General features: G+C 64.3%; 13 protein-coding genes. 9 read left to right on the forward strand and 4 right to left on the reverse strand.

Features of this window, described 5'->3' with window-relative positions:
• Positions 1 to 40 precede the first annotated feature (40 nt).
• Together ABNX08_RS21425 and ABNX08_RS21430 are read right to left on the reverse strand one after the other, a co-directional pair.
• Complete coding sequence (locus ABNX08_RS21425; protein WP_022537694.1) at positions 41 to 598, reverse strand: GNAT family N-acetyltransferase; 558 nt, start codon at positions 596 to 598, stop codon at positions 41 to 43.
• 118 nt (positions 599 to 716) lie between these two features.
• Entirely contained in the window at positions 717 to 1,619 is a 903-nt protein-coding gene (locus tag ABNX08_RS21430; protein WP_022537695.1) for a LysR family transcriptional regulator, read from the reverse strand.
• Positions 1,620 to 1,748: 129 nt separating this feature from the next.
• On the opposite strand from ABNX08_RS21430, the gene ABNX08_RS21435 reads away from it, so the two are divergent.
• From ABNX08_RS21435 to ABNX08_RS21455, 5 genes are read left to right on the forward strand one after another with little or no spacing between them, the layout of a single operon-like run.
• The gene (locus ABNX08_RS21435) at positions 1,749 to 2,753 is read left to right on the forward strand and encodes a tripartite tricarboxylate transporter substrate binding protein (RefSeq protein WP_022537696.1); all 1,005 of its coding nucleotides are present in this window, start codon (positions 1,749 to 1,751) and stop codon (positions 2,751 to 2,753) included.
• Complete coding sequence (locus ABNX08_RS21440; protein ID WP_022537697.1) at positions 2,746 to 4,884, forward strand: acetate--CoA ligase family protein; 2,139 nt, start codon at positions 2,746 to 2,748, stop codon at positions 4,882 to 4,884. Before ABNX08_RS21435 ends, ABNX08_RS21440 begins: the two co-directional genes overlap by 8 nt.
• Before the next feature lie 3 nt (positions 4,885 to 4,887).
• On the forward strand, positions 4,888 to 5,658 hold the full coding sequence (locus ABNX08_RS21445; RefSeq protein WP_022537698.1) for an enoyl-CoA hydratase/isomerase family protein: 771 nt from the start codon (positions 4,888 to 4,890) through the stop codon (positions 5,656 to 5,658).
• Positions 5,655 to 7,070 carry an aldehyde dehydrogenase family protein gene (locus ABNX08_RS21450; protein WP_022537699.1) on the forward strand — a complete coding sequence of 472 codons (1,416 nt, stop codon included), beginning with the start codon at positions 5,655 to 5,657 and terminating at the stop codon, positions 7,068 to 7,070. The genes ABNX08_RS21445 and ABNX08_RS21450 overlap by 4 nt, the downstream gene beginning before the upstream one ends.
• 25 nt (positions 7,071 to 7,095) lie before the next feature.
• Positions 7,096 to 7,914 (forward strand): enoyl-CoA hydratase, encoded by an 819-nt coding sequence (locus tag ABNX08_RS21455; protein WP_022537700.1) that lies wholly within the window; start codon positions 7,096 to 7,098, stop codon positions 7,912 to 7,914.
• A 173-nt stretch (positions 7,915 to 8,087) separates the two neighbouring features.
• Here the strand turns inward: ABNX08_RS21455 and ABNX08_RS21460 are convergent, their stop codons facing one another.
• Complete coding sequence (locus ABNX08_RS21460; RefSeq protein WP_022537701.1) at positions 8,088 to 9,686, reverse strand: ATP-binding protein; 1,599 nt, start codon at positions 9,684 to 9,686, stop codon at positions 8,088 to 8,090.
• Positions 9,687 to 10,195: 509 nt separating this feature from the next.
• On the opposite strand from ABNX08_RS21460, the gene ABNX08_RS21465 reads away from it, so the two are divergent.
• On the forward strand, positions 10,196 to 10,528 hold the full coding sequence (locus ABNX08_RS21465) for a hypothetical protein (protein WP_022537702.1): 333 nt from the start codon (positions 10,196 to 10,198) through the stop codon (positions 10,526 to 10,528).
• A 161-nt stretch (positions 10,529 to 10,689) separates the two neighbouring features.
• Here the strand turns inward: ABNX08_RS21465 and ABNX08_RS21470 are convergent, their stop codons facing one another.
• Entirely contained in the window at positions 10,690 to 11,613 is a 924-nt protein-coding gene (locus ABNX08_RS21470; RefSeq protein WP_051369998.1) for a LysR family transcriptional regulator, read from the reverse strand.
• 175 nt (positions 11,614 to 11,788) lie between these two features.
• On the opposite strand from ABNX08_RS21470, the gene ABNX08_RS21475 reads away from it, so the two are divergent.
• The 3 genes from ABNX08_RS21475 (at position 11,789) to ABNX08_RS21485 (ending at position 14,792) form a co-directional block, all read left to right on the forward strand.
• Entirely contained in the window at positions 11,789 to 12,850 is a 1,062-nt protein-coding gene (locus ABNX08_RS21475; RefSeq protein WP_022537704.1) for a tripartite tricarboxylate transporter substrate binding protein, read from the forward strand.
• 66 nt (positions 12,851 to 12,916) lie between these two features.
• On the forward strand, positions 12,917 to 13,969 hold the full coding sequence (locus tag ABNX08_RS21480; RefSeq protein WP_022537705.1) for an Ldh family oxidoreductase: 1,053 nt from the start codon (positions 12,917 to 12,919) through the stop codon (positions 13,967 to 13,969).
• 70 nt (positions 13,970 to 14,039) lie between these two features.
• Complete coding sequence (locus ABNX08_RS21485; RefSeq protein WP_022537706.1) at positions 14,040 to 14,792, forward strand: ABC transporter substrate-binding protein; 753 nt, start codon at positions 14,040 to 14,042, stop codon at positions 14,790 to 14,792.
• Positions 14,793 to 14,841: the final 49 nt, after the last annotated feature.

Here is a 14,841-nt window from a genome sequence, read left to right on the forward strand (position 1 = left end):
CTCGACCTTGCGATGCCGGCGTCCCTTATCTGTCCCCGACTCACGCAGGCCCCGGCACCTCAGCCAGGCCAAGCGTGACCACGCGCAGTGTGCCGTCATCGGGGCAGACGGTATCGACGAAGCCCAGCTTGCGGGCAAGCCCTCGCATCGAAGTATTCGAGGCGAGCACAAAGCCCTCCATGTTCCGGTAGCCGGCAGCACGGGCAACGCCGATCAGGCTCTGCATCAGGCACTTTGCCAACCCGACGCCATGCCAGTCGTCGGCGACCGTCACGGCAAACTCGCAGGTATCGCTACCCGGACCTGCGGCGTAGCGTGCGCCGCCGACGATGGTCCCGGCTTCCCCGTCGTCGGCCACGGCGACCAGCGCGAACTCTCGTCCCGCCACCGGGTGCGTTGCCGACTCGAGCATGGCGTCGGGCAACTCGCGCATCGAAGCCATGAAGCGCGTATAACGCGAATCCTCGGACAGGCGGTGAAAGGCTGCCAGCAGGCCGGCCTTGTCCTGCACCCGGATCGGGCGCAGCACCACTTGCCGCCCGTCGCGCAAGGTCATGTGGAACGGCAAGCCGGCTTCTGCGGAGGCATTCTTGTCCATGATCGGAAAGGGATAGGGCTACGCAACCAAGCATACGATATTGCCTTGACCGCAGGTGCCACTGTTGGCAATCACACTGCCGCGCGGGTATTTCTCGCCAAATGACAGCCCGCCGCAACTAGGTGCCCCTTGCGACTTCCGGCACCAGGTCGTGAAGCCGGGACAGAACGAGCCGCGCCGCCCGGGACAGTGGATGATGTCGCGTGACGCCCATGGCAATGGTCCGCGTTAAGCGCGGCTCGACAATCTCGACTGCGGACAAGCGTCCGCTGGCAACTTCGTGATCCACCGCGAGGATCGGCAGTATCGTCAAAGCGCCACCCGCAAGCGCAACCTCCTTCATCGTATTCAGCGATTCCACTTCCAGCGCGACATCCAGCGAGATGCCGAGCTGGCGCGCGTGCTGGTCGAGAATCGATCGCAGCCCGTTGGGGGCCGGCGGCAGGACGAGTGGGAGGCCGTCGAGCTTGCGGAACGGCACCGTCGGCATCCCGGCGAGCGGATGCCCGGGCGCGCAGATCAGGTAAGTGGCGACCTGGGCGAGCACGTCTTCGTCCTGGCGCGGGCCGGGGCCATAGCGGTTGATGACCGCCAGGTCCAGGTGGCCCGATTCCAGCTCCTCGTCGAGTTGTCCGCTGAACCCTTCGGCAACGCGCAGCCGGACACCCGGCGCCGTGGCGCGCAGATCCTCGAACAGCGCCGGTATCAGGCGCCGCGCCATTGACGGCAGCACGCCGATCCTCACCTGGCCGACCGGCACGCCCGCCGCGTCCTTGACCTCGTCGCGCAGCCGTGCCGACTGGGCCAGCAGCAACTGGACATGCGGGAAGATCCGCTGGCCGAATTCCGACAGCACCACGCCCCGGCCGGTCCGTTCGAACAGCCGGTCGCCCCATTCGGCTTCGATCTGGGCAATGGCGCGGCTCACCAGCGACTGGGCGATTCCCAGCGAGCGTGCCGCACGTGACAGCGATCCCACTTCGGCCACCAGCGCCACGGTTTCGAGCTGTTTCAGGTTCACGGCGTCATCCCATCCAAAAAGTCGATATCAGATATCGACGATTCTACTCTTTTGCGTTGGTTCAGGACTCCATACACTGAGGCCATCCCTCCTGGCAGAGAGGGGCCTTATGAAACATCTGGAGACAACATGCCGTGCTTTTCCGCTGTGCTTCGCGCATTCCGGCGACCGTTATGCGCCTTGCTGCTCGCTGCCGCCCCGGCCGCCTTCAGCGCCGCCGCTGCCGCCGCCACCGGCTATCCCGCCAAGCCGATCCGCCTGGTTGTGCCGTTTCCGGCAGGCGGGCCCACTGACGCGATGGCGCGGCTGATCGGCCAGCACCTGTCGCAGCAGCTCGGACAGCCCGTGGTGATCGACAACCGCGGCGGCGCCGGCGGCACCATCGCCACCGAGGCCGCCGCGCAGGCGGCACCTGACGGCTATACGCTGTTCTTTTCCACCACCGGCACCATGGCGATCAACCCGTCGCTCTACCGCTCGCTGAAGGTGGATCCGGTCAAGTCATTCGATGCCGTGGGCTCGGTGGCCTCCACGGTCAACGTGCTGGTGGTGCCGAACAACCTGCCGGTCGGCAACGTCAAGGAACTGGTGGCGCTGGCAAAGCAGAAACCGGGCACGCTGACGTTCGGCTCGGCTGGTAACGGCAGCTCCAACCACCTGTCCGGCGAACTGTTCAAGTCGATGGCGGGCATCGACATCGTCCATGTGCCATACAAGGGTTCGGCGGCGGCGTTCACCGACCTGCTTGGCGGACGCATCTCGATGATGTTCGACACGGTATCGAGCCAGGTGCAGTACATCAGCACAGGCAAGGTCAAGGCGCTCGGCGTGACCGGCGCGACCCGTTCGGATGCGCTGCCCAAGGTGCCGACGATTGCCGAGGCCGGCCTGCCGGGTTTCGACGTAACGATCTGGTTCGGCCTGTCGGCACCGAAGGGCACCACGCCAGACGTGATCCGGCGCCTGAACAGCGAACTGCAGACCGTGCTGGCGCAGGCAGATGTGCAGAAACAGCTCGCCGCGCTGGGCGCCCGGCCGCTGCCGGGTACGCCGGCCGAGTTCTCGAAACTGATCCAGCATGACGCCGGCAAGTGGTCGCCGGTGGTCAAGGCATCGGGAGCGACCCTTGACTGAGACCTCTGCAACCTTCGACGCCCTGTTCTCGCCGGCATCGGTGGCCGTGATCGGCGCCTCGGACAACCCCAACAAGGTGGGCGGACGGCCGATCCATTACATGCGCGCATTCGGCTATACGGGCGAGGTGTTTCCGGTCAACCCGGTGCGCGAGGTCATCCAGGGCTATCGCGCGTACCCCGACCTCGGTGCGATCGGCAAGGCGCCGGACGCCGTCGTAATTGCAGTGTCCGGCGATGCCACGCTCGAGCAGGTGCGCCAGTGCGGCGCCGCGGGCGTCAAGGCTGCCGTCATCATGGCGTCGGGCTTTGCCGAAACGGGCGAGGCGGGACGCCAGCGGCAGCAGGAACTGGTGGCGGTGGCCAATGCCAGCGGCATGCGGCTGGTGGGCCCGAACGCGCAAGGCACGGCCAACTTCGCCAGCGGCGCGGTGCTTAATTTCTCGACGATGTTCATGGAGGTGGCGCCCCAGGACGGCCCGATCGCGATCATCAGCCAGAGCGGGGCGGCGAGCGTCATGCCCTATGCGTTGCTGCGCCAGGCCGGCTACGGCGTGCGCTACCTGGTGGCGACGGGCAACGACGCCGATCTCGACGCCTGCGCGATGACCGCGGCCGTGGCGGCGGACCCTGAGGTGCGGCTGATCCTGGTCTACCTCGAATCGGTGTCCGACCCGGCGCAGCTGGCCCGCGCGGCGGAGCTGGCACGAGCGCGTGGCGCCAGCATCGTGGCGATCAAGGCCGGCAACAGCCAGCGCGGTGCCAAGGCGGCAGCCTCGCATACCGGTGCGCTGGTCGGCAACGACGCCGCGATCGATGCCTTCCTGGCCCGTCACGGCATCTGGCGTGCGCGCGACATCGGCGAGCTGGTTCGCGCTGTGCCGCTGTATTTGCAGCAGCGTCCCCCGGGGCAGGGCCGGACGGTCGTGATGAGCCATAGCGGCGCGGTGGGCGTGATGGCGGCCGACCTGGCCGAACGGCACGACCTGCCGCTGACCGAACTGCAACCGGCCACGCTGCGCGAACTGGGCGCGATCCTGCCCGAGTTCGGCACGGCCAGCAATCCGCTCGACATGACCGCCGCGCTGCTGGGCAAGGGCGACATGTTCCCGCGCGTGCTCCAGGCGCTGGGCGCCGATCCGCAGGCCGACATGGTGATGGTCGGCATTCCGGTGGCCGGTCCCGGCTACGACGTCGAGGCGCTGGCGCGCGACGCTGCCGCCTTCAGTGCGCACCACGCCAGGCCGCTGGTGGCGAGCGCGCCGCAACAGCCCGTGCGCGAAGCCTTCGTGCGACACGGCGTGCCGGCCTTCGTCACCGAAGCCGATGCCGTTGCAGCGCTGGCGCAATACGCCGCGCACCATCGGCTGGCCGAGGCGGCAAAGGCGGCAAAGGTGGCAAAGGTGGCAAAGGTGGCAAAGGCGACCGAGACGGCGCCGGCCTGGCCTGACGCACAGCCGCTCAGCGGCAGCGGCTTGCAGGACGAGGCCCACAGCCTGGCCTTGCTCGCCGAAGCCGGCGTACCGATCGTGCCGCACCGGCAATGCGACAGCGTGGATGCGGCGGTAGCAGCGTTTGACGCGCTCGGCGGGGTGCCTGTCGTGGTCAAGGGCTGTGCGGCGGATGTCCCGCACAAGAGCGAGCACGGCCTCGTGCACCTTCGGCTGTCCGATGCGGCGAGCGTCGCCAGCGCGACGCAGGACTGCCTCGACACGTTGCAGCGGCTGGGCGTGGCATCGCCACGGGTGGTCGTGGCGACGATGGTCAAGGGCCGTCATGAGTTTGCGCTGGGCGTCTCGGTCGATCCCGTGTTCGGGCCGCTGGTCATGATCGGGGAAGGCGGCACGCTGCTCGAACTCCGCAAGGACGTCGTGACCCTGCTCGCGCCGTTCACCGCCGAAGACGTCAAGGCGGCCTGCGCACGGTTGCGCCTGGCGCCGCTGTTCGATGGCTATCGCGACATCCCGGCGCTCGACCTGGATGCACTGGCAGCGTCGGCGGTGGCGCTCGGCGACTGGGCATTGCGTCACCGCACTGCGCTGGCATCGGTGGATATCAACCCGCTGATGGTGATGGCGGCCGGCCAAGGTGTCATGGCGGTCGATGCCGTGGTGGAACTCAAGGGGAATTGAAATATGCAAACCGTACGCGTCGAACAGGATCACGACATCGCCATCGTCACGCTGAACCGCCCGACACGCATGAACGCAGTCAACGACGCCCTGCGCGGCGAGTTGATCGAAGCGCTGGGCCGGCTCAACGCCGAACCTTCGGTGCGCGCCGTCGTGCTGGCCGGTGCCGGCGAGCGGGCGTTCTGCGCCGGACAGGATCTTGACGAGGCAGCCACCGTGACCTGGCAGCAGCTCGTGCCCTGGCTGAACCGGCAACGGGCGATGTACCAGGCCGTCCGCGACCTGGACAAGCCCTGCGTGGCCGCCGTGCGAGGCGTGGCAGCCGGTGCGGGTTTCCAGCTGGCACTGTGCGCGGACTGGCGGCTGACCACGGCGGACAGCCGCTGGGGACAGCCCGAGGTCAAGGCAGGCCTGGCGAGCATCGTCGGTTCCTATCTGATGACGCTGCACGTCGGGCACACCCATAACGTGCAGATGTCGCTGTCGGGCGAGCTGGTCAGCGGCCAGCGCGCCTTCGACATCGGCCTGGTGACAGCGCTGTGCGGCGAGACCGAACTGATGACACAGGCGCTCGCGCAGGCCAGATCGCTCGCGGCGCTGCCGCCGACTGCCGTCCGCCTGTCCAAGCAGCGTTTTCGCGCCATGACGCAGCCGGGATTCGATGACGCCTGTGTCGCCGGGATCCGGGCGCAGCTCGAATGCTATGCCGACGGCGAACCGCAGCGCGTAATGGCTGCGTTTCTGGACAAACGCAATACCAAGGAGTCGCAGTGAAGCAGTTGACCCAACACTACATAGACGGCGCACGTCGCCCGATGCGAGGCGGCGAGTTGGTCCGCGTCTACGATTCGGCGACCGAAGCCCCGTTGGCCGAGGTTTGTCTCGGCACCGCGGACGACGTGGCCGAAGCCGTGGCGGCAGCCGTGCGGGCACAGCCTGGCTGGCAGGCGCTGGGCGCAGCCGGACGGGCGCCGTACCTGCGCGCGCTGGCCGACGCGCTGGAAGGCTGCGCGGCGGAGCTGGCCAATGAGATCTCGCGTGAAGTCGGCATGCCGCTGAAGCTGTCGCGCCGCATCCAGGTCGATGCACCGATCGCGGCGTGGCGCGCCACGGCGGCGCTGGCCGACACGTTCGCCTTCGTCCGCACGATCGGCAATTCCCGCGTGACGCTGGCCCCGGTCGGGGTGGTGGCCGCCATTACGCCGTGGAACTACCCGTTGCACCAGATCACGGCCAAGCTGGCGCCGGCGCTGCTGGCCGGCTGCACGGTGGTGCTGAAGCCGTCAGAGCTGGCCCCGGCCGTGACCGAACGGCTGATGGCCGCGTGCGAGCAGGCGAAGCTGCCGCCGGGCGTCCTCAATCTCGTGCTGGGCGGCGCGGCGGTCGGCGAGGCGCTGGTATCGCATCCCGGCATCCAGATGGTGTCGTTCACCGGCTCCACGGCGGTCGGCCGCAAGGTCGCCGCGCAGGCGGCCGGCGACATGAAGCGTGTGTCGATGGAACTGGGCGGCAAGTCGGCGGCCGTGGTCCTGCCGGGCGCGGATCTCGCCAGGGCGGTCAAGGCGACGGTCAGCTCCTGTTTCCTCAATTCGGGGCAGACCTGCAGCGCGACTACCCGGCTGATCGTTGCACGCGAGGACTACCCCCGGTGCCGGCAACTGCTGGCGGAAGCGGCGGCTGCGATGAAACTCGGCGATCCCGCCGATGGCGAAACCCGGATCGGCCCCTTGCTGTCGGCGCAGCAGCGTCAGCGCGTGCAGGCGCATATCGCCGAAGCGGAGCAGGCAGGCTTTGACCGGATCGCAGGCGGTGCCGATGCGCCAGTGCCAGCGACCGGCTATTTCGTCGCGCCGACCATCTACGGCAACGTCGCACCCGACAGCCGGCTGGCGAATGAGGAAGTCTTCGGGCCGGTGCTGGCGGTGCTGTGCTATGACAGCGTCGACGAGGCGATTGCCCTGGCCAACGGCACGCGCTACGGGCTGGCCGCCGCGGTCTGGGCTGCCGATGACAGCGCCGGCGAAGCGGTCGCCAACGCGCTGCGGGCAGGGCAGGTGGACGTCAACGGCGCCCGCTTCAACCCCGCGGCACCGTTTGGCGGCTTCGGCATGTCCGGCGTCGGGCGCGAAGGTGGCGTCTATGGGCTGGAGGAGTTCCTGGAGCCGAGATCCGTTCAGCTCCCTTAGTCACGACATCGAAAGGAATCGCAATATGTACAGTCAGGTTACCGTTGCTCGCGCGGGGAAAAGCGAGCGGATCGCCGTGGTCACCATGAACCGGCCGGACAAGCTCAATGCGCTGACCAAGGTCATGGAGGCCGAACTGCGCGACGCCATGGACGCCGTCGATCGCGACGACAACGTCCGCGTGGTGGTGCTGACCGGGGCAGGCAAGGGCTTCTGCGCCGGCATGGACATCAATGAGCTCGAAGTGCTGCCACCGGGCGATATCCGCGCCGCCCAGTGGATGCGCCCCTTCGACATGAACCGGCGCGCCGACTACCAGACCCGCTATGGCTACTTCCCGGCCATGCGCAAGCCCGTGATCGCGGCCATCAACGGTGCGGCGGCGGGGCTGGGGCTGGTGTTCGCGCTGTACAGCGACATGCGCTTCGCCAGCGCCAACGCCGCGTTCAGCACCGCGTTTGCGCGCCGGGGCCTGATTGCCGAGCACGGTATCTCCTGGTTGCTGCCGCGTGTGGTCGGCCCTGGCCATGCGGCCGACCTGCTCTATTCGGCACGCAAGGTGCTGGCCGACGAGGCGCTGCGGATCGGGTTGGTCGACCGTGTGGTCGATGCCGACGCCCTCATGGCGACGACGCTCGACTATGCCGACGACCTGGCCGAGAACGTCTCGCCCAGATCCATCCGCGTGATGAAGCGGCAACTGTGGGAGCAGCCATTCCAGTCATTGGCCGAGGCCACGCGCGTCGCCAATGCCGAGATGTTCGAGAGCATCCGGAGCGAGGACTTTACCGAGGGGGTGGCGCATTTTATTGAGCGCAGGCCAGCCAGATTCACCGGGCGGTGAGCGGTAGCGGTTCGAGGGGCGGGGTTTGTTTCTCTCGCGCAGGAACAGACGTCATACGCTGGGGGTTTGCATACGGTCGTGGTGGTTTAGATGCCAGTGGTTCGCTCCCCTGTCATCATGTGCCTCCTGGTAACTGCCATGTTGGTAAGCGCGCTCAACGTGGAGCCGACGGTTCAAACGTCCGCGCAGTCTTGGTTGGTGGGCACGGTGAACTGAAATACGGCGCCGCGAGGCAGGTTCGCGCTCAGCCGTAGCGTTCCCCCATGCGCTTGCACGATCGAGCGGCAAATGGACAGCCCCATGCCCATTCCGCCGGCCTTCGACGTGCAGAACGGCTCAAAGATGCGCTCAATGTTCTCGGAAGCGACACCCGGCCCCGAATCGCGCACCGTAACCAGGACGGCACTCGGCTCATCCTTGCCGGTGCGAATCGTCAGTTCTCGCGGTCCGTCGTCAACCGCGCTCATCGCTTCAATGGCGTTGATGATCAGGTTCAGCATCGCCTGTTGGAGTTGCACCCGGTCGCCTTCAACCAGCGGTAAGTCCTCCGTAAGCTCCATCCGCACAGAAACGTTGTTTTTCATGGTCTCACCGCGCGTCAGGGTCATGACCTCACGAATCGCCTCGTTGATCTGCACCGACTCCTTATACATCGGAGTGTTTTTGACGAGGCCACGAATGCGGTTCATGATCTCGCTGGCGCGCCTTGCGTCTTTGGTGATACGTTCAAACGCCTGGCGAGCCTCCTCTAGATTCGGCGACGGTGCGCTCAGCCAGCGTAGACCCGCCTCGGCATTGGCGCCGCACGCGCCGATCGGTTGCTTTAATTCGTGGCTGATCGAGGCCGTGAGCTGCCCCATGGTCGTGACGCGGTTTGCGTGCGCCAGCGCAGCCTGGATCTCGCGGTAGCGGCGCTCGCTTTCGCGCGCTTCGGCCTCCGCGCGCTTACGCTCGGTCAAATCGAGCACGAAAGCGACACCTTGGTCCCCGCCATCTTCGAAGCTCGCCACGCCGATCAGCACAGGCACCCGGCTGCCGTCCTTCCGGAAATACTCCTTCTCGAACGGTTGCAAGCGGCCGGTCCGTTTGAGCTCTGGCAGATATTGTCGGAAATCGCGGTCGAGCCATTCCGGCGGGGTCAGGTCTGTCCAGCAGAGGCGACCAGAGACGAGATCCTCACGCTCGTAGCCCACGATGCGGAGGAACGCGTCATTGGCCTCGATGATCCGGCTTTCGCCCCAGATGAAGATCCCGATAATGTCGGCGTCGACCAGGCGCTGGATTTTCGCTTCGCGCTCTTCGAGTTGTTTGTTCAGTGTTGCTAACGTTCTCAAGTCAGACTGCAACATGTCGCGGCACAGGAGCAGAAGTCTGAGGAAAGGCTCGCTGTAATGGTTTCCTTTCCTGTCAAGAACGCAAATCGTTCCGAATATCTCGCCATCGGGCCAACTGATCGGAACACCCAGGTACGAAATCATGCCCAGTTTAATATCAGGGTTCGATTTCCACTCTTCGTCCTGCAAAGCGTCAGGGACAAGCAGCGGTTGACGGGTCTTCATCACGGTCTCGCAATAAAGGCCCGTGTTCAAAGGCGCGGTCTCGGCCGGCTCGTAAGGATTCCCTTTGGACTCGCTGGATACGAAGACTTTGATGTTCGGAGGCTCTACTTGCATTATCAAGGCGGAAGGAACGCGCATGACCTCGGCGAGTAGATCGACAATCTCTTGCCACTTCCTGACGGTTTCAGGGGGCACTTGGATGGAATGTGGCATGGTCGCTATTGCGCTGAAGAACGATTCATCTCATCGATTCATATTCTCGCGACAGGTGAAGGTGTCGTTGCGCGTCGCGCAGCTCAGATCTGTAACAGGCGGCTGCTCTCCGATGAGCGCCTATCCCAGCCTGAATGGTAGACCCTGTTCGGGTCGATTACGACGTGACCTTGGCTTCCCATTCCGGGGAACGCACAGGGGCAGAAGTCAACGTCCTCGCTGGTCCAGCAGGACACAAATACCGACGTGGCCGCGAGGGGAAGGTGCGCGCCCGTCGCATCTTCGGGGAGGGTCCCCAGCACACGTTGTGACGGTCGAAGGCCGTCGACGCCCGACAAGAATAGTCAGTGGCATGTATTGCAAAGTAGTTGGCGCACTTTGCATGGCCTGAATCGCCGCCGCCCCGTTAGTCTTGTCTTAGCGGCCATGACGGCGACGGATGCGGCTCCAGCCGAGACGCGCGCCAACATGGCTTCCTATTCCGACGTTCCTGGAAGGATGAAACCAGCATGACCTACTCGCTCTCCCGCGCTGACGTGGACAGCATCACCGAAGCAGAGCTGGAACTCAGCACTGTGAAACTCCTGCCGAAGTGGGACGACATCCCGGCGGACTTCCGCAACGGCAACCTCTACACCCGTATGGCAGAGGCTCGTCTTCTCGACTACCCGATGCCAGGTATCAACATCTCACTTCTACCTGGCTTTGATGACGAGGGTGCCTGCACGACGATCGATCGCTGCATCACGGCCCATCTGAATGCCTTTGCTCCCAAGCACGAACACCGGATCGCCGGTGTGGGTTACATGATCTCGAAGATTTGCAGGATTACGTCCGCTTAACCTCCAGGCAAGAGGCAATTTTTCGAAGCTGCTGCTGGGGAGGTCTGGCGAGCAAAGGATCTCGATCGGCCTTTGTCCACCCGTCACGCACATTCGCACAATTGGTGGTAGGCGTGGGCTATGCACCTACTACGCCCGCTTCGGCTCAGAGCCGGACCAGATCAGGCCTTGCGGTGTGTGGACGTAGCCCTTGACCCTGCGCTTTTTGACGCGACCAGGAGATCGTAGAGCAGTTTCGCCGCGGGCGGCAGCGCGCGGCCTCGCCGGGATATAAGTCCCAGCGTGCGCGTCACCCGAGGCTCCGTAAGCGGGATCGCCGTCAATGCCTTGTGGCCTTCCGGCGGTAGCGCCATCCGCGGAACCACACCGATTCCTAAGCCAGCCTGTACCAGACTCACAAGCGCAGGCACGTGGTGGACTTCACAGAACCAGCGTGGCTTGGAGGGTACGCGCGCCAGCGCTTGATCTATGAGAAAGCGATTGCCGCTGCCTTGAGCGAGGGTGATGTAGTCGTATTGACCGAGTTCCGACCACTTCAGTTTTCTTCTGCTTGCAAGTGGATGATCGACCTGGCACGCCACGACAAACGCCTCTTCCATCAGCGCTTTGAATTCGATGTCCGCCTCCTGGGTTCCGATGTAGGTCAGGCCAAAGTCGGCATTGCCGCGAGTCACCGCAAGCAAGACGTCCGCTGAAGACTCATCCATCACCCGCAGCCGGATAAGCGGATATCGCCGATGGAATTCCGCTACGACGGACGGCAGAAAATACCCCACCGCCGATGGAACACACGCAAACGTGACCTCTCCGGACAGCCTCTCGGCGACATCGCGGATACCTAGCATCGCTTCTTCCAGATCGTTCAGGACATTGCGTGCCTTGGACATGAAAGCACGGCCAACGGCGGTCAACTCGATCTTCCGGGTCGTGCGGACAAAAAGATCCACGCCAAGCGCTTCCTCGAGCTTATCAACACGCCGTGACAGTGCTGATTGCGAAAGGAAGAGTACCTCCGAAGCGGCTCGGAAACTACCGAGGTCGGCTACGGCGAGAAAGGCGCGTAAATCGGCGAGGTCGAAATTCATGTGTAAAACGCAAGAATCCATCGAATATTTGCACTTTACACGGAAATGCCCGGCGTAGATCATTGCCTCACAAAACGTTGCCAGGTGCGGAGGCCGGCTTACGAGGGGTGGAGACAACCTCGGAGCGAGGTGTGCCCTGGCTTGCTCACGCATTCCATCTCGATAGAAGAGCAATATGAGATCTGAAGAATCCGATACGCCCCCAGCGCTTGATCTTGCACATCCACTTTCCACCACACGTCGTAAACGGCTAAGCCATGGGCTGGTTCTGGCGTTCTCCGTCGCGACGGCCTGCTGCATGGGCTTGCCTGAGCCTGCGCAGGCGCAGGCTCAGGCGTGGACGCCGGCTAAGCCCATACGACTGATCGTGCCATATGGGCCGGGAGGCAGTTCCGACGTCATCGCGCGCTCCATCGCAGCGGAAATGTCCAAGAACCTGGGGCAACAAGTCATCGTGGATAACAAGGGCGGTGGTCAAGGCATCGTTGCCATGCAAGACGCAGCGCGTGCGACGCCGGATGGCTACACCATGGTGCTGGGACACGTCGGCACCTTGGCGGTCAATCCGGCCATGATGCCCCGACTGCCCTACGATCCAGAGAAGGACTACGCTCCCGTGACGCTGTTGGCCAAGGTGCCTATGGTTTTTGCGGTTGGCCCTGCCGTAAATGCCAGGTCATTGGCCGCCTTCGTTTCACTGGCAAAGGCAAAGCCGGGCAAGCTGACCTATGGCTCGGCCGGCAACGGAAGCGCCGGTCACCTTGCCTTCGAAATGCTGAAAGTCACGGTGCACGCCGATCTTCTACATGTCCCTTACAAGGGGACCGGCGCGCAAATGACAGATCTGCTGGCCGGCAATATCGACGCTGCGGCAGCGGGGCTTCCCGGATTTCTTCCACACGTGAAAGCAGGCCGGCTACGCATCCTGGCCGTGGGGGCGGCCGAGCGCCTCCCTGCTATCCCTGATGTTCCTACCGTCGCAGAGCAAGGCTATCCGGGCTTTGAAAGTTCCCAGTGGTTTGGACTGCTGGTTCCGGCCAAGACGCCAACCGTAGTGGTCGAGCGCTTGCATGCGGAAGCCGTGAAGGCGCTGAACAGCCCCGCGGTACGCCATCGCCTGGCCGAAGATTCCAGCGCCCCGATGGGGCAAGGCCCTGAGGAATTTGCCCGATTTATCCGGGCCGAACGGAATCGCTGGGGCGCTGTGGTTCGCAGCGCCAACGTCAAGGCCAACTAGGCAGCCGGCGCCAGGTCCTTCCTGTTTCATTGATCTTCCGCTGCACCAACACAATTGGGTAACTCTATGAATGTACAAACGGACAGCCGCGCAACCTTGCCGGAGGCGGCGCTTCGCGACCTTGGCAGCCAGGCGTTCCAAGGGTTGGGGCTGACTCCCGCTGATGCTGATGAAGTCGTCAACCTCCTTGTGACGGCTGACCTTTTCGGGCTTTCCACCCACGGCCTGAGTCGTATCGAGTCTTACGGCGAGCGCCTCGAAGTTGCCGGAATTGCCGCACGGCCGGCTATCCAGGTCGAACGTGTTGCCAGCGCGCTCGTCAAGGTAGACGGGGGCAACGGCGTTGGTCCATTGGTCGGCATGAAAGGCTTGAAAGCCGCCATGGAAGTGGCCGGGGAATGCGGCATCGGGATGGCGCTGGTGCGAGGCAGCAATCATTTCGGTCCCGTATCGCCCTACTGCCATATCGCTGCAGAGGCGGGCTTTGCAAGCATGATCGGGAGCAATGCCACGACGACCATCGCGCCCTGGGGCGGCAGTGACGCTCGCCTTGGCAACAGTCCGCTTGGCTTTGGCGTACCCGGTCACGACGGCGCCCACTTCATGCTCGACATGGCTATGAGCGTCGTCGCACGTGCCAAGATCCGCAATGCGCTCAAGGCGGGAGCGCCCATTCCGGATACGTGGGCAACCGACAAGCAAGGCCGCAAGACCACGGACCCAGCCGCCGCGCTGGCCGGCTTCCTGCTGCCAATAGGCGGGCACAAAGGCTATGGCCTGGCGCTGGTGGTGGACTTGTTCGCCGGCTTGCTATCCGATGCGGCCTACCTGACACACGTGAAATCCTGGGTCGACGCGCCGGACGAGCCGCAGAACCTGGGGCACTTCTTTATCCTGATCGACACCCGTCGGCTGGGTTCCGCCAAATGGCTCGCCGATCGCATGAAGGACTTTGCGGCCATCCTGCACGGCTGTCCCGCGGCAGAGGAAGGAAAGCCCGTGATCGTTCCCGGTGAGATCGAGTTGTCTAACATGGCGCGCCAGCGCGAACAGGGCCTGACGATCGACGCATCCGTCCTGTCACTTCTGAAGCATCACGCCGCAAAACTTGCGGCTTGAGAGGGCTTGGCCGCGTCGCGGCCAAGCAGGGCGCATTGCGCGCTGTCCCTCGGACTCACATCAATTGACCATGACTGCTTCAAATTCCATTGCCACGACCAGCCCTCACGTTGTTGCCGAGTTGGCGCCCAACGGAGTGCTGCGGGCGTCGATCAACGTCGGCAATCCCATCCTCGCCAACCTGGACGCCGACGGGCAGCCCTTTGGTGTCTCGATTGATCTGGCACGCGAGTTTGCACGTCGGCTAGGGTTGGAGGTAGAACTGATTGTTTTCGACTCCGCCGGCAAATCCGTTGACGCGGTGACGAATGAGCAGGCGGACTTCGGCTTCTTCGCCATCGATCCCATGCGAGGCGCCGGCATTGCCTTTACCGCTCCCTACGTGCTCATCGAAGGGGCGTACCTGGTACGCGAAGACTCTGCCATACAGGAGAACGACGAAGTCGATCAGCCTGGTCGACGCGTCACGGTCGGCAAGGGAAGTGCTTACGACCTTTTTCTGACGCGGGAACTTAAGCACGCTGAGATCGTGCGAGCCCCTACTTCTCCCACGGTAGTGGACGTTTTCATCGAGCAGGGGCTGGAAGTCGCGGCCGGCGTCAGGCAACAGTTGGAGGCTGACGCCGGACGCGTGCATGGACTGAGGCTGCTGCCAGGACGCTTCATGGTTATCGAGCAGGCTATGGGATTGCCCAAGGCGCGCAGCCACGCTGCCGTCACTGTGCTGGCTCAGTTTGTGGAAGATATGAAGGCTAGCGGCTTTGTTGCCTCGTCCTTGAAGCGGCATGCCATTCAGGGGGCGTCGGTGGCACCCGCGCAGTAGGAATTTCTCGCTGCGCAACCCAACCCACACGTGAACGGCCCGAACCGGC

Source organism: Cupriavidus sp. DF5525, from assembly GCF_040149425.2.
GTDB lineage: Bacteria > Pseudomonadota > Gammaproteobacteria > Burkholderiales > Burkholderiaceae > Cupriavidus > Cupriavidus pickettii_A.